Origin of the sequence: Vibrio sp. T20 (assembly GCF_007858795.1) — a bacterium.
GTDB classification, from domain to species: domain Bacteria; phylum Pseudomonadota; class Gammaproteobacteria; order Enterobacterales; family Vibrionaceae; genus Vibrio; species Vibrio satsumensis.
In genome coordinates this window covers 18,018-40,232 of record NZ_VFEB01000120.1, presented here as the reverse complement: position 1 = coordinate 40,232, position 22,215 = coordinate 18,018, and the positions used below count along the sequence as shown (strand labels likewise).

The window sequence follows — 22,215 nt, the reverse complement described above, 5'->3', positions numbered from 1 at the left end:
ATCTCTCCACCCCTGCCATATACTAAAGCCTCAGCAGAAATGCTGGGGCTTTTTTACGTCTGTTGCTTCTGAAAAGTAATGTTGGGATAGCTAGGCGCCCCTGGCATATTTAAGGCTCCAGACTACGCGTCTCCGCAGAAAACTTGGAATCTTTTTGCTTTCTATTTATTCGATAATTCCTATCTTTAACAGAACTTAGCCTTAAAAGTGTAAGTGCTTACTTATCTCAGCTTCTTTTATAAACAATCGATAGCACAAACCAAACTTCTTTATGAGAATTATTCTCAATATTTTGTTACATTTTGGTCGTTATTACTAAAAGGCAACAAATATGGATATTTCCCGTCGTAAGTTTATTCAATCATCTCTCGCTATATCTGCACTAACCGTCCTGCCGGCTTGTTCAATGAAGCAGTCTGTTGATGAGCAAGGAAAGTTCGTTTATGACTTAACTGCTGAGCCCTCAACTGCTGAGTTGGTAAAGGGGTTTAATACTAATGTTTTAGCCTTTAATGGACAGATTCCAGCGCCGATTATTCGCTGTCGACAAGGCGAAAAGGTAACGATCCGATTTACCAACAAGCTTTCAGAACCGACGACAATTCATTGGCATGGACTGAGAATTCCAATCGAAATGGACGGGGTTCCTTTCTTAAGTCAGCCTCCTATTATGCCCGGTGAAACGTTTGTCTATGAGTTTACCCCACCAGATGCGGGTACTTTTTGGTATCACCCACATATGAACAGCGTTAAACAACTGGGTATGGGCTTAGTCGGCCTTATTATTGTTGAAGAGAGCGCGCCAGTTCAGTTCGATGAAGAGCATGCTCTGATGCTTAAACATTGGCATATCGACAAACAAGGTCAGTGGAAAGACTTAATGATTCCCCGCCTCAGCGCTCGTATGGGCACGCCAGGAGAGTGGAGTAGCGTTAATGGAGTACATGAACCTATCTATCAATTGAAGCAGCATGCAACGACTAGGCTCCGTATCGCTAATGTTGATAACACGATTACCTATCCGATTGCTATTGAAGGGGCAGAAGCATGGGTCATTGCCATTGATGGTAACCCTGTAAAGACACCTTATAAGCTGACTCAACATAAAATTGGCCCAGGTATGCGTGTCGACCTTGGGCTGATTGCTCCTAAGGTGGGCGAGCAAGTGAGTGTCCTTCAAATGAAGGGGCGTTTTCCGTTCTCCTTGTGTGAGTTTGAGGTTGTAGATTCAACGTTAATAGAAGGCCAAACACTTCCTTCATTGCCTCTGAATCCCGTGCCTAACTTAGATCTCGCCAACGCAGAAGAAATCGATTTTGTGTTTGAGTGGGAAGGGGCGGTATCACCAGTATCTAAAGATGGTAAGTCCATGCCTAAGTTTTGGCTTACTAATAAGCGAGCATGGGAGGGAATGAGCAAAGACAATATTCCAGAGCCGTTGGCGACTTTAGAGTTAGGTAAGACTTACATATTCGATCTTAAGAACGTCACTCAATATCATCACCCGATTCATATTCATGGTCATACATTTACTGTATTGGAACTTGATGGTAAAAAAATTGAAGAACCCTTCCATACCGACACTGTGTTACTTGGGAAAAATGGTCGAGCGAAAGCTGCGTTTGTTGCAGATAACTCTGGACGTTGGATGTACCACTGTCATGTCATTGAGCACATGAAAACGGGACTAATGGGATATATTGAAGTTAAGTGACACCTGTAACGTTTAATTTTTGCGCATGCATTCTTAGTTTCTACCCTCGCTTTTATCGGCGGTAAAGCTAGAATATAGGGACTGTTATTTGGGAGGATTCATGGGTCAGCTATCTATTTTAGGTTTTATTGCCATTGGTGGCGCATTTGGTGCTTGTTCGCGCTATTTGATTTCAGAGTTATGTGTAGTGATGTTAGGGCGTGGCTTTCCTTACGGTACGTTGACCGTTAACGTGATCGGCTCTTTGATTATGGGCTTGCTCATCGCCGCATTCGAAAATGAGATGATTGCGACTGAACCATGGAGACAGATCATTGGCCTCGGTTTCCTTGGAGCACTGACTACGTTCTCTACATTTTCGATGGATAACGTGCTTCTTATGCAGCAGGGCGCTTTCTTTAAGATGGGGCTTAATGTGTTGCTCAACGTGGTTCTCAGTATTTCAGCAGCATGGATCGGCTTCCAACTTTTGATAAAGTCTTAAAACTTTCTTACGATTTTTTAACAACTCGGCTTGGTTTATCCAAGCCGTTTTTATATACTCGATCGAACTTGTCGGAGTGCCATATGGCTGAGACCGTTAACTCGGGATCCGTTGAACCTGATCAGGCTAATACCTGCGAAGGGAACAAGAGTAGATATCTAACTAGAATCCTTCTAGAGATCTATCTCCAGATCACAACTGTATTTCTTACCGTGATCCCTCTTGTAGCATCTAATCCGTCAAGCATTTTTATCCCAATAAATAATGGCTAAAAGCCAAGGAAAAATGCTATGTCGAGTCGTAAACAAGCAAGACTGGAAGCGAAGAATTTCATTGATTCTTTATCCGTACAACCCTATCCAAATTCAAAAAAAGCTTACATCCAAGGATCTCGAGAAGATATCCAAGTCCCTGTGCGAGAAATATCACTCGCAGATAGCCTTGTCGGTGGCACCAAAAAAGAGCCTGTATTTGAATCTAATGAGCCTATTCATGTCTACGATACCTCCGGTGTTTATACCGATCCTACGCATGAAATAGACCTTTATAGCGGCCTTCCTAAGTTGCGAGAGCAATGGATTGAAGAGCGTGGCGATACGGAATTGCTCGATGATGTAAGCTCTGTTTACACCAAAGAACGTTTAGAAGATGAAACCCTAGACGACCTTCGTTACGGAAACCTGCCTAGAATTCGTCGTGCTACTGGCGACCAATGTGTAACTCAACTGCATTATGCTCGTCAGGGTATTATCACTCCTGAGATGGAGTATATTGCGATACGCGAGAACATGGGACGTCAGAAGTTTGCTGACGAACAACTTAATCACCAACACCCTGGCCATAACTTTGGCGCCAACCTACCTAAAGAAATTACCCCTGAGTTCGTGCGTAAAGAGGTCGCTGAAGGCCGAGCTATCATCCCTTCGAACATCAACCACCCAGAATCAGAACCTATGATTATTGGCCGCAACTTCTTAGTGAAAGTGAACGCCAATATCGGTAACTCTTCAGTTAGCTCTTCGATTGAAGAAGAAGTTGAGAAGCTAGTATGGTCGACTCGCTGGGGCGGCGATACCGTAATGGACCTTTCCACTGGCCGTAATATCCACGAGACTCGTGAATGGATCCTACGTAATAGCCCGGTGCCGATTGGTACGGTTCCTATGTATCAGGCGCTTGAGAAAGTGAATGGCGTAGCCGAAGACCTTAACTGGGAAGTGATGCGCGATACCTTGATTGAACAAGCGGAGCAGGGCGTTGATTACTTCACTATTCATGCCGGTTTGCTTCTTCGTTACGTTCCTATGACGGCTAAACGTGTGACTGGCATTGTCTCTCGTGGTGGATCTATCATCGCGAAATGGTGTCTTGCACATCACCAAGAAAGCTTCTTATACACACACTTCTGCGAGATCTGCGAGATCTGTGCGAAGTACGATGTTGCTCTTTCACTAGGTGATGGCTTGCGTCCTGGCTCTATTGCAGATGCCAACGATGAGGCTCAATTCTCGGAGTTACGTACTCTAGGTGAGTTAACTAAAGTGGCTTGGGAATACGACGTTCAGGTGATCATTGAAGGTCCTGGACATGTACCTATGCACCTTATTAAAGAGAACATGGACGAGCAGTTAGAGCACTGCCATGAAGCGCCTTTTTATACATTAGGTCCACTGACTACAGATATCGCACCGGGTTATGACCACATTACCTCTGGTATTGGCGCGGCGATGATTGGTTGGTACGGCTGTGCGATGCTTTGTTATGTAACACCTAAAGAGCATTTGGGCTTACCAAATAAAGAAGATGTGAAGACTGGCTTGATTACTTACAAGCTGGCAGCACATGCAGCAGACTTGGCCAAAGGACACCCAGGTGCACAAATCCGAGATAATGCATTATCAAAAGCTCGTTTTGAATTCCGTTGGGAAGACCAATTTAATCTAGCTTTAGATCCGGAAACAGCACGTTCTTTCCACGATGAAACCTTGCCACAAGAGTCGGGCAAGGTTGCTCACTTCTGCTCTATGTGTGGTCCTAAGTTCTGCTCGATGAAGATTTCTCAAGAAGTTCGAGAGTATGCGAAAGACACAGAACAAGTAGCCGCTGATCAGGCTATCGAGATTAAGATGCTAGATAACCCGTTGGAGGGAATGCGTCAAAAATCACAAGAGTTCCGTGATACTGGCTCTGAACTTTATCACCCAGCTGTAGGCGCAAAAGAAGCTCAATTAGAGGAATAATGGCAGTGAAGATTCTCATCCCATCTCAATACATCGAGCTAACGGGGGAGGTTCAAAACTGTCTATTGGTTGCTAAACGACAAGGTTTAGCAACTGATGCAGTTGAGTTGGGTGTAAGTTCAACTCAATACTTCTCTATCGTTGATGCTCAACAGGTATTAGCTATTGGCTTTGCTCATGATATTGATTCATTGGCGGAGTGTCAGTTAGCACAACTGAACCATGTTGTTGATTACAGTAATTCAGTTGCGTTGACCGATGTTTGTGCTGCTTTGACTCAAGCTTCGAACACTGTCCATATCGGAGTCTCCGATGATTCAGCTGTGTTAGATATCTGGTCACACTTAGATGCTAATCGTGTTATCAAGAGTGACACTACAGCTCATCAAGAGTTAGATAGTCGTAGCCACTTTGCTTGGTTACTTACTTTATTGTCGTTGGAATTTCCATTGGAAGACGCGCTGGTTTTAGCTCGCGCTGCATCGAATGTTTCACGTGGAACATGGCCATCACATTATCAAAATTTTCCTATCCCTGTTCTAGAAGATGAACGACTGGATATCAGCGTTGGTTGGGCTAACCAAGGGACAGTACTTTCTTTCCCTGAGTTGAGCAAAAATAGCCTCGGCTTATACCCGGTTGTTGATGACGTTGAGTGGATAGAAAGATTGCTGAAGCTTGGTATCAACACCGTCCAGCTACGTATTAAGAACCCTCAACAAGCCGATTTAGAGCAACAAGTCGCACGATCGATCGAACTTGGTCTAGAGCATAACGCTCAGGTTTTTATTAACGATTACTGGCAGCTTGCGCTCAAGCATGGTGCTTTTGGTGTGCACCTAGGGCAAGAGGATATTGAAGAATCAAACCTTTCCCAACTGAGCCAAGCGGGCATTAAGATCGGTCTATCGACTCATGGTTATTATGAGTTGCTGCGTATCGTCCAAATCAATCCAAGCTACATTGCACTAGGCCATATATTTCCGACCACGACGAAACAGATGCCATCAAAACCTCAAGGTTTGGTGCGTTTATCTTTGTACCAACAGCTAATTGATACCATCCCATACACAGAAGAACTTACTGGTTATCCGACGGTTGCTATTGGCGGTATTGACCAGTCGACAGCTGCGCAAGTTTGGAATTGTAGTGTATCGAGCTTAGCGGTTGTTCGTGCGATTACATTGGCGGAAGACCCACAAAAAGTGATCGAATTTTTCGAAAAACTGATGACGCCTAAACCTCCGACTACCAAAGAAGAGGTTATGCAGGAGCCTAGCTATGCTGAGTGACTTTGAGTTCATTCGTTACCAACGACAAATTGCATTACCTGAGGTTGGTGAGCAAGGGCAACGAAACCTGTTAAACAGCCATGTGTTGGTGATTGGTTGCGGCGGTTTGGGTAATGCCGCTGCTCTTTATCTCGCAGCTTCTGGTGTGGGAAGAATTGTGTTGGTCGATGATGATTGTGTTGATTCGTCCAACCTGCAGAGACAGGTAGCGTTTAAGGAGAGCCAATTAGGTTCACCTAAGGTCGAAGCACTTAAACAACAACTGAATGAGCTCAATGGGCGAAGCCAAATAAGGACCATCAATCAACGAATGAGTGAAAGCCAACTTGAATTAGAAGTAATGTTGGCTGATCTCGTGTTGGATTGTACTGACAACTTCGAGTCACGCCAGCAGGTTAATCGAGCTTGTTTTAAAGCTAACACACCTTTGATATCGGGTTCTGCAATCGGCTGGAAAGGTCAATTTATTGTCTTTGATTATCAGAACCAGAAAGGGTGTTACCACTGCCTGTTCCCGTTTGAGCAACATCAACAAACGACTCGTTGCAGCGATAGCGGCATCATAGGCCCGGTTGTTGGCACCATAGGTAACCTTCAAGCTTTAGCTGCTATTCAACGTTTAACTCGTGGTGAGTTTCAGGTCGCAACACATCAACTCAAACTGTTCGATGGCCAGACGATGAATTGGCAAAACCTTATGGTTACTCAAGATAGTGAATGTCCCGTGTGCAGTGCGTCTGCAGTTAAGCATTTAGAAGAAGAAACCCAATGAGCCATATAACGATTTCGATAAACGAGCAACCAGAACAGGTAGCGCACTCGTCGTCTCTAACGGACATTATCCACGCTTTATCACTACCTGACTTGGGTTGTGTATTTGCAATCAATAATGCGGTTGTCCCACGCAGCCAGTGGCAACAAACGGTCGTCAATGAAGGCGACGCTATATCTCTTTTCCAAGCTATTGCAGGGGGCTAACCATGTTAAACATCGCAGATAAAACGTTTCAATCACGTCTGTTCACTGGAACCGGCAAGTTCGCAAACAAGCATTTGATGGCGAGTGCTATCGAAGCTTCCGGTTCTCAACTGGCAACCATGGCACTAAAGAGAGTCGATATTCGTTCTGAGCAAGATGATATTTTACAGCCAATTATTGATGCTGGCGTTAATCTACTTCCGAATACCTCTGGTGCGAAGAATGCAAAAGACGCCATCTTTGCTGGGCATTTGGCTCGTGAAGCGTTGGGCACAAACTGGCTCAAACTGGAAATTCACCCAGATCCAAAGTACTTGATGCCAGACCCTATTGAAACGCTTAAAGCCGCTGAGCAACTGGTTAAAGATGGCTTTGTTGTGTTGCCTTATTGCCACGCCGACCCTGTATTGTGTAAGCGCTTAGAAGAGGTTGGTTGTGCTGCTGTGATGCCACTCGGTGCACCGATTGGTTCCAATAAGGGTATTGCGTCTGCAGACTTCTTAGAGATCATTATCGACCAAGCGAATGTCCCTGTGATTGTTGATGCGGGCATTGGTGCTCCGTCACATGCAGCACGTGCAATGGAAATGGGCGCAGACGCAGTGTTAGTGAATACCGCGATTGCTGCTTCTCAACAGCCTGTTGAAATGGCGATTGCTTTTAAGTTGGCAGTTGACGCGGGGCGTATGGCTTACCTCGCTGGACTTGCAGGAAAAGTGTCTCATGCGGTTGCTTCAAGCCCGTTAACTTCATTCCTAGACGAGTAGTATTGCTATGACGTTTGTTGATCGATTTAAACAGCTCAACTGGGATGACATTGGTATGTCCATCTTTAGTAAAACGGCGGCGGATGTTGAACGTGCTCTGAGTAAACCCAAACGTGACTTAGAAGATTTTAAGGCTTTAATTTCTCCGGCAGCAGAACCTTACTTAGAGCAGATGGCACAACAATCGTTGGCGCTAACACGTAAGCGGTTCGGTAATACGATGTCGCTTTATATTCCTTTATACCTTTCTAACCTGTGCGCTAACGCGTGCACGTATTGTGGTTTTTCAATGGAAAACCGTATCAAGCGCCGCACGCTTACTTTGGATGAAATTGATGCTGAAAGTGCGGCTATCAAAAAGATGAAGTTCGATAGTGTTTTGTTGGTCACCGGTGAACATGAAACCAAGGTTGGGATGAATTACTTTCGACAGGTGTTGCCGAATATCAAAAAGCAATTTAATTACCTTGCGATGGAAGTGCAGCCACTTGGTCAACAAGATTACGCTGAACTTAAAACTCTCGGTTTAGATGCGGTGATGGTTTATCAAGAGACCTATCAACCAAGGACCTACGCTGAGCATCATCTACGTGGCAATAAAATGGATTTTGAATATCGTCTTGAAACCCCTGATCGCTTGGCAAAGGCGGGTATTGATAAGATAGGTATTGGTGCTTTGATTGGTTTGGAAGATTGGCGAACCGACTGCTTCTTTGTTGCTGCTCATTTAGATTACCTGGAGCGTACTTATTGGCAGACACGTTACTCGATTTCATTCCCACGTCTTCGCCCGTGTGAAGGTGGGGAGTCTAGTGGAGGCTTACAGCCTAAGTCGGTCATGAACGATAAACAGTTGGTTCAGCTTATCTGCGCATATCGACTCTTGAATCCTGAGGTCGAGTTATCTCTATCTACTCGTGAGTCGGCAACCTTCCGCGATAACGTGTTGCCGCTAGGTATCACTAGCATGTCTGCTGCGTCAAAAACTCAACCGGGCGGTTATGCTTCGGGTGAGGAAGAGCTTGAACAGTTTGAGATAAGTGATGAGCGAAGTGCGGCTGATGTTGAGGCTATGATTCGTCAACGCGGGTTTGATCCAGTGTGGCGCGATTGGCACAGCGCTTACTCAGGCTAACTAACATCTTGTTTGATGTTCCACGTGAAACATCTGTGATGTGAAATCGACAAACAAAAACGGCTACGTAAAGGTAGCCGTTTTAATATCTAACTGAGCCAACTAGTTTTGGCTCAGTTACCTACCTAGCAAGGTATTAAGCGTGAACCAATGGGGTTGTTGATTCGCGTAGCCATTCTAACGTGTCACCTTCAACCAGTGGGCTAACATCATTCCATACTTTTTGGTGATAATCGTTCAGCCATGCAAGCTCAGGTCGTGTCAGTAGATCGACGTTGATGTTGCGCTTATCGATAGGGCAACGTGTTAGCGATTCAAACGTTAGTACTGAGAAGTCACCTTGAGTTGGAAGCTCAACAACCAATTCTAGGTTCTCGATACGAATACCAAACTCATCGGCACGGTAGTAACCTGGCTCGTTTGATAACACCATACCTTCCACTAGAGGTACGTCGATAAGCTTCTTAGAGATGCTTTGCGGACCTTCATGAACACTTAGGAAGTGGCCAACACCGTGACCAGTACCGTGGTCGTAGTCGAAGCCTTCTGCCCATAAGTGCTGACGCGCTAGGATATCAAGTTGGAAACCACGAGTGCCCTGTGGGAAACGTGCACGTGCAATGCCGATGTGACCTTTAAGCGCTAATGTGAACTGCTGAATCATTTCGCCGCTTGGTTGGCCAATCGCGATAGTACGAGTGATGTCGGTTGTACCATCTAAGTACTGACCGCCTGAATCGACTAGGTACAGAGTATTCAGTTCTAGCTGACCTGGTTCAGGTTGGTTCTCATGGTTGTAGTGACACATAGCTGCGTTTCCGCCTGCTGCTGAAATCGTGTCAAAACTTAGGTCCATCAGCGTTGGGTCTTGCTCGCGGAACGATTGTACTTTGTCAGCCAACACCGCTTCGTTGTGTAGGTTACCTTGCGCGACTTCAGCATCAATCCAAGACAAGAACTTGGCCATCGCAACACCATCACGAATGTGACATGCTTTCATACCGGCAATTTCAGTTGCGTTCTTAGCAGCCTTTGGCATTAAGCATGGGTCTGCTGCTTCAATGATATGAGCGCCTGCGTTTTGTAGAACAAGTGTGTACCAAGCATTGCTTGTACCTGAATCAACTGACACACTCTTACCTTCTAAAGATTGAAGACGTGCTTCAAGTTCAGATGGGTGAGAAACACGAATACCATTACCAGCGTGCGCTTCAAAGCCAGCAGGGATACGAGCTGGGTCTAAGAAGAAATCGACACTTTCATCGGCGTGAATGATGGCATTAGATAATACAACCGGTAGGCGAGACACGTCCAAACCACGAACGTTGAGTAACCAGCAAATAGAGTCTAGTTCAGTCAGGATAGCGGCATCCGCACCTTTAGCTTTTAGTAAGCCTGCAATTTCAGCGCGTTTGCTGTCACTTGATTGACCAACGGCGTCGGTCGCCATTAGGCGAACATCAGATACAACAGGCTCAGGACGATCAGACCAAAGCTCATCAATCGGGTTTGCTGTTAATGTTGTGAGTTCAACTTTATCAGCCAGTTTCGCTTGTGCGCCTTTCAACCAAGCTGCTGTGTGCATACGTGGATCGAATGCAACCTTGCTGCCTTGTGCTAGTGAATTGATGATCCAATCTAAAGCCGGCTCTTCAATAAGGTGGCGATACTCAAATAATTCTGCTGGTACCTGCTTACGAACCTGAACGGTATAGCGACCATCAACAAAAATAGCAGCGTTTTCACGAGTGATAACCGCTGCACCTGCAGAGCCAGTGAAACCCGTTAACCAGTGAAGTCGCTCGTTATGAGCTGGAACGTATTCGCCTAGGTACTCATCTTCGTGTGGGATGATAACGGCATCTAGTTGGTTTGCTTCAAGCCAAGCTCGAACCGCAGTAACGCGTTCCGCAGTGATATTGTGCATCTGTGTTTATCCTTATTGTTAGGGTCCTTGTTAACACTCACAGTAGATATACATGTGAGGGGACTTATTAGGTCAATAAGCTAGCGCTTTTGTTCGTTTGCTGCAAACGCTGTACGCCATTTTTATCTAAGGTGCAGAGTTTTTTCTTTGATGATATCTCGCAACCAAGTTAGTGCTGGGTCATTTTCTCTATCTCGGTGCCAAAACAGAGTGTATGCCATCGGTGGAAATTCCATTGGCAGAGGGACAACAACTAAGTCGAGTTGCTTGGCGACAAGGTAGGTGAAGTGACTTGGTGCGGTAAACACAAAGTCAGTGTAGGTGCACAGGCTAGCCGCACTGTTGAAGTCAGGAACAGAAATAGCGATATCACGTTGGTGACCAAGGTCAGCAAGTTTGTAGTCTAGTAACCAACGATCATTACCATCACATCTTACTTGTACATGACGTTGTGCAAGGTAGGTTTGCAGATCCCATTTACCGCTCAGAGCAGGGTGGTTGCGTCTTAATACACACATCTGTGCATCTCGGTAGATCTCCTGTTCGCAAATATCATCTGGCGGCAGCATGGTTAAACGCGCGTCATTGATGTCGATGTCTCTACCTGTGAGTCCGATATCGAGCTCACCTAGCTGTAATTTCTTAAAGGTTTGCTCAGTCCAAGCGTGGGTGTTGATATTCACTTTAGGGGCTTGTCGAAATATAGCCGGTAAGAAGTGGGGAAGAATCAGCGGGTACACACTTTCAACAGCCGCAATGTGAAAACTGTGGTCACTGTTGTTGGGAATGAAGGTCTCAGGCTGAGTGATCAGATCAAGTTGGTTGATCAACGTTTCTAACCGAGGCTTAAGGAAAACAGCTTTCGGTGTTGGTCGTAGGCCATGAGCACTTCGTGTAAAAAGGGGGTCATTAAATTGTTCACGAAGCTTGGCTAGCGACTTACTCACCGCAGACTGGCTCAAGCATAATCGATGTGCGGTGCGAGTGACACTCAGCTCTTCCATCAGCACCTGCAAGCAAACCAATAGATTGAGGTCGAGGCGTGATAGTTTCTCGATATTCATGTGAGTTTCCTATTTGGAATAATGCTAATGAGTATATGCCATTTTTGTTCATATCTTTAGTTGGTTATTATGCACCTAAATTAACTCATTCGGAGAATCTTGTGCCTTCTAACGCGCTTCCAACCCCTAGTAAACTGCAGGTTGCTTTATTGGCAATGCTGGTTCTATTTAGCCCTCTGGCTATAGATATTTATCTTCCAGCTCTGCCACAAATTTCAACAGCGTTTCACGTGGAACACGCATTAGCACAAGATACGATTACTTGGTTTTTATTCGCCATGGGTGTCGGGCAATTATTTGCAGGCCCTTTGGCTGATAAGTTAGGACGTCGAACCGTTGCATTGGGAGGTGTTAGTATCTATGCATTGAGTGCTTGCTTGGCGTGGGCAGCTCAATCGATTGATATGATGCTAATAGCTCGGCTGCTACAAGGCTTAGGAGCTTGTGCGACTTCTGTAGCAGCCTTTGCGACGGTTCGCGATCTATTTGGCCCGGAGAAAAGTGGCCGTATGATCAGTTACCTTAACGGTGCAATTTGCTTTATTCCTGCGCTGGCACCGATTCTGGGTGCTTGGTTAACTCATCAATTTGGTTGGCGTTCGAACTTTAGTTTTATGGCAGGCTTCGCAGTCGTTGTTGGCACTATCTTATTCTTCCAAATGAAAGAGTCCAACCCTGCGACAGAAAAGGTTGCGGTGTTCAAGCTTGAGCGATACTGGTCAGTATTGAAAACACCATCATTCCTTTTCCACGCAACCTTGTGTCTGATGGCGATGGCGGTCATCCTAGCTTATGTAACCTCGGCACCGGTTGTGTTGATGGAGAATCTAGGCTTGACCATGAAAGAGTTTACTTTCTGGTTTGGTGTTAATGCAGCCATCAACATCGTAGCTGCGTTTACTGCACCTAAATTTATGGACCGTTTTGGTACCTATAAAGCACTGGTCGTTGGTATCTCAACGCTAGGTTTAGCGGGCGTGATTATGTTAGTGCTTGCAGAACACGCTAGCCCAATCGCATTCATGCTGCCAATCTTCTTATCTTCAGTGGGCTTTGCTTGGATTCTCGGTGCCGCAGCTGGTAAGGCGCTTGAACCTTTTGGTGATCGTGCGGGTACCGCAGCTGCGTTGCTTGGCTTGTTCCAGATGAGCGGTTCAGGATTACTTGTTGGTACCATGCAGCGTCTTGATTTAACGTCGCAAGTGATGATTGCGCTGCAAATGTTCCTTATTGTTCCGGCATTATTAGTGCTTGCGAGCAAAGCAGGTAAGTCGTGGCACACGACGTTTGCCAAGGCGTAAGTCTCAAGGGTGACAAAATATACAAATGGCGGTTTGCGAAACGTTAAAACATGGTATATTTGTCACTCATTGAAACGTTAGTCCCCAACGGAAAATACTGTAATGTCATTAACAACCTACGAAATGGCGCGCGTCTTAGAACAAATGGAAGATGCACCTGAAAAGGTCATGTTTGGTAAACTGCTTAAAGAGCTAGGCAACCAAAGTGAAGAGCGTATTCGCAGTGCGGCAAAACAAGTTCCAATCGATACTTTACGAGACATCATTTACCAATTTCAGCGTGTGGTAGAGTCTCGTAAGGGTGAGCAGGTTCAGCTACTAGCAAAAGAGCTAGCCGAGCAAGGTATCTCTGCTGAAGAGCTACAAGCTTTTCTGAATAAGTAAGCTTATCCCAGTTAAAAAGAAACCACTCAATTGAGTGGTTTTTTGCGTTTTGGGCCAGTGATGAGGACTAGTTGCTAAATTGCTTTTTTAAGATTCTATCCAATGAAAATGGTCCTGGTCCCCACACGACAACGATAAGAATCATTAATCCCCAAAGCTGATGATCGTAGAAGCCTTGCGCCCACAATACAGGGTAAGACACAACGGCAATGATATTGAAAACGAACAACACCGCAGCCATAGGTCGTGTTAATAAACCGAGCGCTAAGAACACCGGCAGAATTAACTCAGCGGCGGTACCCATGTAAGCCGCTAATTCCCAAGGTAGCAGTGGCACTTGGTATTCCAACTCAAACAAGTAAAGCGTGCTATCCCAGGTTGCTATCTTGGTGAGCCCAGAGTTAAAGAAGACCCACGCCACCCATAGGCGGCAAAACAGAAGTAGGACAGGAACAAAAAGTGCCTGTGATTTCTCAATCAAATTGTCGTATTGAGCCATCATGTTCGTGACTGTGTTGTTATCCATATTATGTCTCCAATTCGGCATCGATTGAAAAACCTGAGATGACGTTAAGCGCCATGACAGTATTCAGATGTTGTAGTAGTGAAGGGTCAATCTCAGCGAGCGCTTGATCCGATTGCAATTCAGTTAATAGTTGGTGGCATTCTTCTGTCAAACAATGACTCTCAACCTGTGAATTCTCAGCTCGGATTAACATCCCAAATTCAGGTTGGTTGATGTCTAACCCGTCGAGCTGTTGCTGATAAATCGCCTGCTCAAGCGCGATAATCGTGTAACTAGAATGAATCAGTGTTATTGAATCTTTGAGATGAAAGACCAAAGCGCCTTGTCGTTCTTGTGGTACATCTGCTAGACAAGAAAGAGGTCTCTGGTCGACATGTGCTTGTGACGTACACCTTATCAAACTGTCTTTCTGCCATTCATACAAAGCCACTTCACCGAGATAAGGTGCAGCCTCAATAACGGCAGGAAAGGCTTTGATAGTCTGTTCAAAATGTTCACCGTAACCACTCACATCACCAGAAGTAGATGGATAACTTAAGACATGTTGACGAGCCATCTGTTGGAAGCACTCTTCACCAACCAACATTTCAGTGAGTGGGTAGGTTGCTGCCAGAACTTCGCTCAAGCTGATCACAAAGTTATTACGGTAAATCTGGATTCGCTGTTCATCGGTAAAATGGTCGCTCACTATGTTGCAGTGCTCACCATTGTTTTGGTAGCGCAGGGCGTTAGCAAATTCCAATTGAACATCTGCTAGGGAGTGGCTCATGATGCGCGACTCCTTTGGTTGAACTTGTCGTGTTGATACAAGATGTCACTGGCTTTGGTTGCTTCAGCCAATAAAACTTGTGGCTCTGGGATATCGAGATCCCACTCAATCAAGGTATGGCGCAAACCATGTTGTGCTACCCAGTCAGTGTAGAGTTTCCACACTTCGTCACAGACAGGTTTACTGTGTGTGTCTATCCAGATCTCACCTTGTTCAAGCTTCTTTTTGGTAAAACCTGCCAAGTGAATCTCTTCCACTTTGTCTGCAGGTATTCCGCTTAAGTACTCTTCACAACTAAAGCCATGATTAAAAGATGAGACGAAAATATTATTGAAATCGAGCAGTAGGCGACACTCAGTACGCTTTTGTACCTCAGCCAAAAACTCCCACTCAGGGATGGTTGAATGCTTGAAGGCTAGATAACTCGATGGATTTTCAATCAGCATCGGGCGTTGCAGGCTGTCTTGAACCTCGATGATATTACGGCAAAAGACTTCTAACGCCTCTTCGGTATAAGGCAGCGGCAGCAAGTCATTGAAGTAATGACCGCCAGTCTGACTCCAGCTGAGATGATCAGAAACCAAGAAGGGGTCGATATCATCAATCAGATCTTTTAACTGCAGTAAGTGATTTGGGTTGATGCGCTCAACAGAACCGAGAGACAACCCAACACCGTGGCAACTTATGCTGTGTGCGTTACGAATTTCTCTGAGTTGTTGGCGTTGCGGTGATTGAGCTAAAAAGTAGTTCTCGCTGTGAACCTCTAACCAACTCACTAGAGATGGATTTTGGCTAAAGAAATCTAAGTGCGGTGTTCTAAGGCCAACCCCTGCATTGGGGTGAAGAGTTTGAGTCACAACGGTTCTCCTAATTGGAAGTGGAGGTGAGCTGAATGTCAGCCCACCATACTAAGCAGCTCAATTATGATGATTGGGTGCTACCACCTGATAACTTGCCACATAGTCCTTTAGGAACGACTACGAATGCATCTGATTGGTTGTCTTCTTTTGCTGTACCTGCACATGAGCTTGTTTTGGTTGCACAATCATTTTGGCCAGCTTTTGCCACGCCGTAGCATTTTTCTTTCGCTGCTGCTTCCGCAGGTGCTGATGTAAGAACTGCACCGCCGAACGCTAGTACACTTGTGATTGCAGCTGTAACAGCAAGATTAGAATTTTTCATAGTCATTCCCTCTAGGACTTAATAGTATTTTTATATCGCAGGTTAATAAGTTGTTAACTTGCTTACTAAAAAGGATAGGAAGAACTCGGAAATAATTTCACTGCATTATAAAAAATATCAATATTAATGATGTGTTAGCTATTAAGTTGCTGATTATATGATGTTATTTTTTGATTGTTTTTTCTTCTTATTATCCTAAACGCAGCCTAGTGTTTAGGTTATAATCAGCTTTTATGTATAAATACCCAGTAGTGAGCATATCCAATGATAGATCCTTCGCTTTTACTCGATGGCCTAAACGATAAACAACGTGAGGCGGTCGCAGCACCTTTAGAAAACCTACTTATTCTGGCAGGTGCTGGCAGTGGTAAAACGCGAGTGTTGGTGCATCGCATCGCTTGGCTGCAAAGCGTAGAGCAAGCATCGCCGTTCTCTATCATGTCGGTTACCTTCACCAACAAAGCGGCAGCAGAGATGCGTGGTCGTATTGAAGAGCTGATGATGGGCAGCTCGTCAGGCATGTGGAACGGCACCTTCCACGGTATTTGTCACCGCATCCTTCGTGCTCACTACCTCGATGCAAAACTGCCAGAAGATTTCCAGATCATAGATTCTGATGATCAGATTCGTTTGCTACGCCGCTTAATCAAGGCGCAAAACCTTGATGAAAAGCAGTGGCCTGCCAAGCAAGCTTCTTGGTGGATCAATGGCAAGAAAGACGAAGGTCTGCGCCCAAGTCACATTGACGCCTACCATGATCCAATAACTCAAACGTGGTTAAAGATCTATTCTGCTTACCAAGAAGCGTGTGATCGTGCTGGCTTGGTCGACTTTGCTGAAATCTTGTTGAGATCGCATGAATTATTGCGCGATAAGAAACACATCCGCGAACACTACCAAGCTCGCTTTAAGCACATTCTTGTCGACGAATTCCAAGATACCAACAACATCCAATACGCTTGGTTACGTATGATGGCTGGCCCGGATTGTCGTGTGATGATCGTGGGTGATGATGACCAATCTATTTATGGCTGGCGTGGTGCGAAGATCGAAAATATTCAGAAGTTCTTGGATGAATTCCCAGGAGCTTCGACGGTTCGACTCGAACAAAACTACCGTTCAACCAAAACCATTCTACAGGCGTCGAATGAGCTTATCTCGAACAACACTGAACGTATGGGTAAAGAGCTGTGGACCGATGGTAACGATGGCGAGCCAATCTCTGTGTACTCAGCATACAACGAGCTCGATGAAGCGCGTTTTACGGTCAGCAAAATCAAAGAGTGGCAGGAGAAAGGCGGCGCGCTAGAAGATACGGCAATGCTTTATCGTAATAACGCCCAATCGCGTGTTCTTGAAGAAGCTTTGATTCAAGGTGGTCTGCCTTACCGAATCTACGGCGGCATGCGATTCTTCGAGCGTCAAGAAATCAGAGATGCTTTGAGCTACATGCGCCTAATGAGTAATCGCAGTAATGATGCTGCATTTGAGCGTGTCGTCAATACGCCAACGCGTGGCTTGGGTGATAAAACGTTAGAAACGATTCGTCTTGCAGCTCGTGATCGTGGTGCAACCATGTGGGAAGCAAGTGTTGCTTTGATAGAAGAACAAGTGCTCCCCGGTCGTGCTGCGGGTGCATTGAGTCGCTTTATCGAGCTTATTAATGCGCTTGAAGATGATACGCTAGAACTTAGCCTGCATGAACAAACCGACCATGTGATTAAGTCGTCGGGTCTATTTGCGATGTACGAGCAAGAGAAAGGCGAGAAATCGAAAGCGCGTATTGAGAACTTGGAAGAATTGGTAACGGCAACTCGTCAGTTCGAGAAGCCAGAAGAAGCAGATGAAATGAGCATGCTAACGGCATTCTTGACTCATGCAGCTTTGGAAGCGGGTGAAGGTCAGGCTGATGAGTTTGATGATGCGGTTCAGTTAATGACCCTGCACAGTGCCAAAGGCCTAGAGTTCCCAATAGTATTCATGGTTGGCGTTGAAGAAGGCATGTTCCCAAGCCAGATGTCTGCAGAAGAAGCGGGGCGTTTAGAAGAAGAACGTCGCTTGTGCTATGTAGGCATGACCCGTGCGATGGAGAAGCTTTATATCACTTACGCTGAGATGCGTCGCTTGTACGGTCAGGACAAGTACCACAAACCATCACGCTTTATACGTGAACTACCAGAGACATGTCTGGATGAAGTTCGTATGAAAGCGCAAGTGAGCCGTCCAGCAAGCAGTGGGCGTTTTAGCCAAACTGCCGTGAAAGAGAATTTCAACGAAACAGGCTTTAGCTTGGGATCTCGCGTTAAGCACCCTAAATTTGGTGAAGGTACCATCATCAACTTCGAGGGAAGTGGCCCGCAGAGCCGAGTTCAAGTCGCGTTTAACGGTGAAGGCATCAAGTGGTTAGTAACGGCTTATGCTCGTTTAGAACAGTTGTAATTTGCTACTTCAGCATGTAGAAAATAGTTCGATATCTGAAACTATTCAGCATTGAAAAGTAATCCGTATAAAAACAGAAAGAGCAGCCAATGGCTGCTCTTTTTTATTGCTCGGTACTGTGCTGAATAGGCTGAATCGAGCTTAAGGCATTTCTGCCTAGGAAGGAGACTTACAGTGCAGCAAGTGCCGCTTCGTAGTTTGGTTCTTCAGTGATCTCTGCAACCAACTCGCTGTGTGTTACCACACCTTTTTCATCAACAACGACAACTGCGCGTGTTGTTAGGCCTGATAGTGGGCCTTCAGCGATCGCTACGCCGTAGTCTGATGCGAATGCAGGAGAACGGAAAGTTGAGGCGTGTTGAACGCCTTCAATGCCTTCTAGTTCGCAGAAGCGACCCGCAGCAAACGGTAGGTCAGCAGAAATACAAACAACAACCGTGTTCTCAAGCTCTGCCGCTTTTGCGTTGAACGTGCGTACGCTCGTTGCACAAGTGGCTGTGTCGATGCTTGGGAAGATGTTTAGAACCACTTTCTTGCCTTCAAGGGAAGCAAGAGTCAGTTCAGAAAGATCGCCTGCAGTCAGTGCAAAACTTGGTGCCTGTTCGCCAGTTTGTGGGAATGTGCCAGTTAGCGGTACAGCAGCGCCTTTGAAGGTAACGTGTGACATGAATTTGTCCTTATTTTAATTATGGTTATGAAACTAGTTGAGCCTAGTAAGACTTACGTTACTCGGAAGTGGTTAAGAAGTGAATGGTTTAAATGTCAGAATTGTAATCAAAGGTCTTTGATTTGTTTGTTTTAGGGGAAGAGATGGTGGGACGACAGATAAAGAAAAACCCCGAGAGCTTGCGCTCATCGGGGTCTATAGTCTTACTCGCAGCAATCCGGCTACTAAGTGTGCTCCATGCATCAAATCCATGATAGTGTGCTGTTATCCTTCAGCGTATTCCTTTCGTCGCCTTCCTAGCGGTGTCCTTGATCTTATCCTGATCTGCCAACAATCCTCGTTAGCGCGCGTCACTTGTTCCTTGAGCGGTGTCCTTTACATCATCCTGATGTTCAGTCCTTTCCTCATCCAGAGGTGTCCATTGTCTTTCCTTAGTAGTAACCATCCTAGTTACTATTGCGTCCATTCAATGTCCATTTCGCTATCCATGCCGATTATTCATCCTGAGTAATCGAATCTTCATCCTGAAGATAACCAAATCCTTGGCGTTTCCTGTTCCGTGTCAGCATCCTTCCGACACCACTCATATTACCGATTCCTTATTTATCAGCAATGGTGCATAAGCGAATTTCTATATAATTATTTGAATGATAAATGTACGTATTGTTTAATTTCAATTGGTTACAGTGTATGGGTACTTAATTTCGCAGTTAAATATCGATATTTACTCACTGCCTTGTGAGAGATCTCGCACAAGGCAGCGAGTAAAAAGGGAGAATTATTCCCTACTGACCAATGGCTGCACCTTCACGACGAGGGTCTGCAGCGCCTTCTAGACCATCTTTTGTGAGACGAATAGCGTGTAAACCGGAGTTAAGATCGCGAACGTTGACCTCAAATCCCATCTTTTCTAGCTCAGGTTTGAAGTTTTCCGCTGATGTTCCTTTTTCCAAATCTAAGGTTCCGAAACGGTTTAGGAAGTGTGGTTGGTTGATCGCTTGCTGAATATCCATGTCCCACTGGGTATGGGCAATGATTGCTTGTGCCACGTAACCTATGATTCGACTGCCTCCCGGAGAACCAATCGCCATGTAAGGCTTATCGTCTTGCATGATTATGGTGGGTGCCATTGAAGAGCGTGGACGCTTGCCCGGTTCAAGTCGGTTGGCGATAGGCTTACCATCGTTGTGCGTCTTGAATGAGAAGTCCGTTAGCTCATTGTTGAGTAGGAAGCCTCTCACCATCAAGCGTGAGCCAAAGGCATTCTCAATGGTGGTAGTCATCGAAACGACATTGCCATCGCTATCAACAATATTGAAGTGGCTGGTGGACGGCAGTTCAATAGATACATCTTGGCTGCGCAGCATTGCGTGATCCCACGGCGGGGTGCCTGATGGCGCACTCTCTAGTGCCTTACCTGCGGTAATTAACTGGGCACGTTCCTGCAAATAGTCAGTATTCACTAACCCTTGAGTTGGCATTGGTACGTAATCTTGGTCTGCCATGTACATCCCACGGTCTGCAAAGGCTAGGCGAGAAGCGTCCGCTAACACTTGCCAAGATCTCGCATCGTTAGGCCCCCAGGATTTGAGGTCAAACTGCTCGGTCATCGCTAAGATCTGTCCAACCGTTAATGCGCCTGAACTTGGTGGTCCCATTCCACAGATATCGTAACTCTCATAAGCGGAACAAACCGGTTCACGTTGCTTAATTGAATACGCATCGAAGTCTTTTTGTGCCAAGACGCCCGGGTTACCTTTAGCCGTTTGCACAGTGTTGATGATGTCAGTAGAAATCTCGCCTTGATAGAAAGCCTTAGCACCATCCTTTGAGATAGCGTTTAACGTTGCAGCGTATTCTGGGTTCTTAAGTAGAGTACCTGCGGTTTTCGGGCTGCCATCGGCATTGAAGAAGTAGGCTTTAGTTGTCGCAAAGCGGCTTAGTCGCTCTTGGTCATGTTCAATCAAGGTCGCTAAACGTGGACTAATAGTAAAACCTTCTTCAGCCAGCTGAGCAATAGGCTTAATCAGTGATGCCCATTCGAGCTTGCCGTACTTCTGGTGAGTGTCCCACAGCAATTGGACTGTTCCCGGTGTAGCAACAGAGCGACCACCAACCACAGCTTCGTAAAACTTAAGCGGTTGTCCGTTTTCGTCTTGGAATAGACGTGGTGTGGCATCAAGTGGTGCAGTTTCACGGCCATCGTAGGTTTTGAGTTGCTTGTCCTTGCCATCAAAATAAACAAGGAACGCGCCACCACCAATACCTGACGATTGCGGCTCAACTAAGCCAAGCATCAGTTGTACGGCAACCATGGCATCAATCGCGTTACCATCACGAGCAAGTACATCGGCACCTGCTTGGGTCGCAAGAGGGTTGGCCGCGGTGACCATCCAGTCGTTAGCTTTAACGAGCTGTTTGGTTTCTAAACCACTACTTTGTTCGGGAGCGACGGAATCGGCAGCTTGATTTGCCCAACTGACGTGAGAGGCAAAAAGTAGGGTAGAAGTGGCGAGGGTTGTTAGTTTTGTTTTCCACTGCATGATCTTCTCCTTTTCATATGCAGAGCTAGATTGGCAGTGGAAAGATAAGATAGCCAGTGCGTTGTTAACGAATTGTAATCTTGATTCGAATTTAAGCGATTAGACCAGACAGCGACTGCCAAAGAATACTGACGCCAATTAGGCTGAACACCACGCCACATAAGCCATCAATGTAGACCGTCGCTTCACTCAGTTTCTTTTGTAGTGCCTTCGTAGAAAGCATCCACGCTAATAGAGAGAACCAGAACAGTGATAGGCCGAACAGGATCAGCAGTGCAAACCCTTTGCCTGAAAGTGACATGTCGGCAGGCACTAAGCTCGACATCAAGCTGATAAAAAACACCAAAGCCTTTGGGTTGAGAATATTGGTCGCAAACCCTTTCGAAAATGCCTGACGCTTATTCGTGAGAATCAGATCTTTGGAATTGACGGTATCGGCGTCATCGTCGTGGTTCTGAATGAGTTGCCAGGTTGCTTTTAGTGCACCGTAGCCTAAATACAGCAAGTAGCTACCGCCAGCCAATTGGATAATGGCAAATATGGTTGGTTGCTGGTGGACTAGATAACTGATTCCCGTCAGGCTCAGCAATGAATGCAGTAAAATCCCACAAGATAGGCCAAGCGCGATGTACAAGCCTGTTTGTCTGCCGTGACGCGTCGCATTTTGCACGACTAACGCAAAGTCAGGGCCGGGGCTCATCAAAGCGATGAAGTGGATTGAGGCGAGGGTGATCAGTATGGTGACTTCATTCATGTTAGTTCTCAATAACGCTGCCGCTATTTTTAAATAAGTAATCGTATTG

General features: G+C 45.7%; 20 protein-coding genes and 1 riboswitch. Of the genes, 11 read left to right on the top strand and 9 right to left on the bottom strand.

Annotated elements, in window-relative coordinates; all coding sequences use genetic code 11:
- Window positions 1-331: 331 nt before the first annotated feature.
- The 8 genes from FTW16_RS13600 to thiH all read left to right on the top strand — a co-directional run bounded on the left by FTW16_RS13600 (window position 332) and on the right by thiH (window position 8,610).
- Complete coding sequence (locus FTW16_RS13600) at window positions 332-1,714, top strand: multicopper oxidase family protein (protein WP_146491436.1); 1,383 nt, start codon at window positions 332-334, stop codon at window positions 1,712-1,714.
- A gap of 100 nt (window positions 1,715-1,814) precedes the next feature.
- Window positions 1,815-2,198 (top strand): fluoride efflux transporter CrcB, encoded by a 384-nt coding sequence (crcB, locus tag FTW16_RS13595; protein WP_017069597.1) that lies wholly within the window; start codon window positions 1,815-1,817, stop codon window positions 2,196-2,198.
- Window positions 2,199-2,260: 62 nt separating this feature from the next.
- Window positions 2,261-2,359: riboswitch (TPP riboswitch) on the top strand.
- A gap of 129 nt (window positions 2,360-2,488) precedes the next feature.
- Complete coding sequence (thiC, locus tag FTW16_RS13590) at window positions 2,489-4,438, top strand: phosphomethylpyrimidine synthase ThiC (protein ID WP_146491435.1); 1,950 nt, start codon at window positions 2,489-2,491, stop codon at window positions 4,436-4,438.
- The gene (locus FTW16_RS13585) at window positions 4,438-5,730 is read left to right on the top strand and encodes a thiamine phosphate synthase (RefSeq protein WP_146491434.1); all 1,293 of its coding nucleotides are present in this window, start codon (window positions 4,438-4,440) and stop codon (window positions 5,728-5,730) included. The genes thiC and FTW16_RS13585 overlap by 1 nt, the downstream gene beginning before the upstream one ends.
- Window positions 5,720-6,502: a HesA/MoeB/ThiF family protein gene (locus FTW16_RS13580; RefSeq protein ID WP_146491433.1), complete on the top strand. Its 783-nt coding sequence runs from the start codon at window positions 5,720-5,722 to the stop codon at window positions 6,500-6,502. Before FTW16_RS13585 ends, FTW16_RS13580 begins: the two co-directional genes overlap by 11 nt.
- Complete coding sequence (gene thiS, locus FTW16_RS13575; protein WP_146491432.1) at window positions 6,499-6,708, top strand: sulfur carrier protein ThiS; 210 nt, start codon at window positions 6,499-6,501, stop codon at window positions 6,706-6,708. Before FTW16_RS13580 ends, thiS begins: the two co-directional genes overlap by 4 nt.
- A gap of 2 nt (window positions 6,709-6,710) precedes the next feature.
- On the top strand, window positions 6,711-7,475 hold the full coding sequence (locus FTW16_RS13570; protein ID WP_146491431.1) for a thiazole synthase: 765 nt from the start codon (window positions 6,711-6,713) through the stop codon (window positions 7,473-7,475).
- A gap of 7 nt (window positions 7,476-7,482) precedes the next feature.
- Window positions 7,483-8,610: a 2-iminoacetate synthase ThiH gene (gene thiH, locus FTW16_RS13565; RefSeq protein ID WP_146491430.1), complete on the top strand. Its 1,128-nt coding sequence runs from the start codon at window positions 7,483-7,485 to the stop codon at window positions 8,608-8,610.
- A 136-nt stretch (window positions 8,611-8,746) separates the two neighbouring features.
- Here thiH and FTW16_RS13560 read toward each other — a convergent pair whose 3' ends face one another.
- Both FTW16_RS13560 and FTW16_RS13555 read right to left on the bottom strand, forming a co-directional pair.
- Entirely contained in the window at window positions 8,747-10,537 is a 1,791-nt protein-coding gene (locus tag FTW16_RS13560) for an aminopeptidase P family protein (RefSeq protein WP_146491429.1), read from the bottom strand.
- A gap of 122 nt (window positions 10,538-10,659) precedes the next feature.
- Entirely contained in the window at window positions 10,660-11,601 is a 942-nt protein-coding gene (locus FTW16_RS13555) for a LysR family transcriptional regulator (RefSeq protein WP_146491428.1), read from the bottom strand.
- 101 nt (window positions 11,602-11,702) lie between these two features.
- On the opposite strand from FTW16_RS13555, the gene FTW16_RS13550 reads away from it, so the two are divergent.
- Complete coding sequence (locus tag FTW16_RS13550; RefSeq protein WP_210447893.1) at window positions 11,703-12,902, top strand: multidrug effflux MFS transporter; 1,200 nt, start codon at window positions 11,703-11,705, stop codon at window positions 12,900-12,902.
- Between the two features lie 102 nt (window positions 12,903-13,004).
- Entirely contained in the window at window positions 13,005-13,286 is a 282-nt protein-coding gene (locus tag FTW16_RS13545; protein ID WP_009848181.1) for a hypothetical protein, read from the top strand.
- Window positions 13,287-13,353: 67 nt separating this feature from the next.
- On the opposite strand, the gene FTW16_RS13540 is transcribed toward FTW16_RS13545, so the two are convergent.
- From FTW16_RS13540 to FTW16_RS13525, 4 genes are all read right to left on the bottom strand, one after another.
- On the bottom strand, window positions 13,354-13,812 hold the full coding sequence (locus tag FTW16_RS13540; protein ID WP_146491426.1) for a DoxX family protein: 459 nt from the start codon (window positions 13,810-13,812) through the stop codon (window positions 13,354-13,356).
- A 1-nt stretch (window position 13,813) separates the two neighbouring features.
- On the bottom strand, window positions 13,814-14,581 hold the full coding sequence (locus FTW16_RS13535; protein ID WP_146491425.1) for a DNA-binding domain-containing protein: 768 nt from the start codon (window positions 14,579-14,581) through the stop codon (window positions 13,814-13,816).
- Window positions 14,578-15,438 carry a DUF692 domain-containing protein gene (locus FTW16_RS13530; RefSeq protein WP_146491424.1) on the bottom strand — a complete coding sequence of 287 codons (861 nt, stop codon included), beginning with the start codon at window positions 15,436-15,438 and terminating at the stop codon, window positions 14,578-14,580. Before FTW16_RS13530 ends, FTW16_RS13535 begins: the two co-directional genes overlap by 4 nt.
- A gap of 64 nt (window positions 15,439-15,502) precedes the next feature.
- Window positions 15,503-15,763 carry a DUF2282 domain-containing protein gene (locus FTW16_RS13525; RefSeq protein ID WP_060983713.1) on the bottom strand — a complete coding sequence of 87 codons (261 nt, stop codon included), beginning with the start codon at window positions 15,761-15,763 and terminating at the stop codon, window positions 15,503-15,505.
- A gap of 264 nt (window positions 15,764-16,027) precedes the next feature.
- On the opposite strand from FTW16_RS13525, the gene uvrD reads away from it, so the two are divergent.
- A complete protein-coding gene (gene uvrD, locus FTW16_RS13520; RefSeq protein WP_146491423.1) occupies window positions 16,028-18,202 on the top strand; it encodes a DNA helicase II in 2,175 nt (724 codons plus the stop codon).
- Window positions 18,203-18,371: 169 nt separating this feature from the next.
- Here the strand turns inward: uvrD and tpx are convergent, their stop codons facing one another.
- The 3 genes from tpx to FTW16_RS13500 form a co-directional block, all read right to left on the bottom strand.
- A complete protein-coding gene (tpx, locus tag FTW16_RS13515) occupies window positions 18,372-18,869 on the bottom strand; it encodes a thiol peroxidase (protein WP_050635162.1) in 498 nt (165 codons plus the stop codon).
- A 785-nt stretch (window positions 18,870-19,654) separates the two neighbouring features.
- Window positions 19,655-21,412 carry a gamma-glutamyltransferase gene (gene ggt, locus FTW16_RS13505; RefSeq protein WP_146491422.1) on the bottom strand — a complete coding sequence of 586 codons (1,758 nt, stop codon included), beginning with the start codon at window positions 21,410-21,412 and terminating at the stop codon, window positions 19,655-19,657.
- A gap of 91 nt (window positions 21,413-21,503) precedes the next feature.
- Window positions 21,504-22,166, bottom strand: a complete 663-nt coding sequence (locus FTW16_RS13500) for a LysE family translocator (RefSeq protein WP_146491421.1) — start codon at window positions 22,164-22,166, stop codon at window positions 21,504-21,506.
- Window positions 22,167-22,215 lie beyond the last annotated feature (49 nt).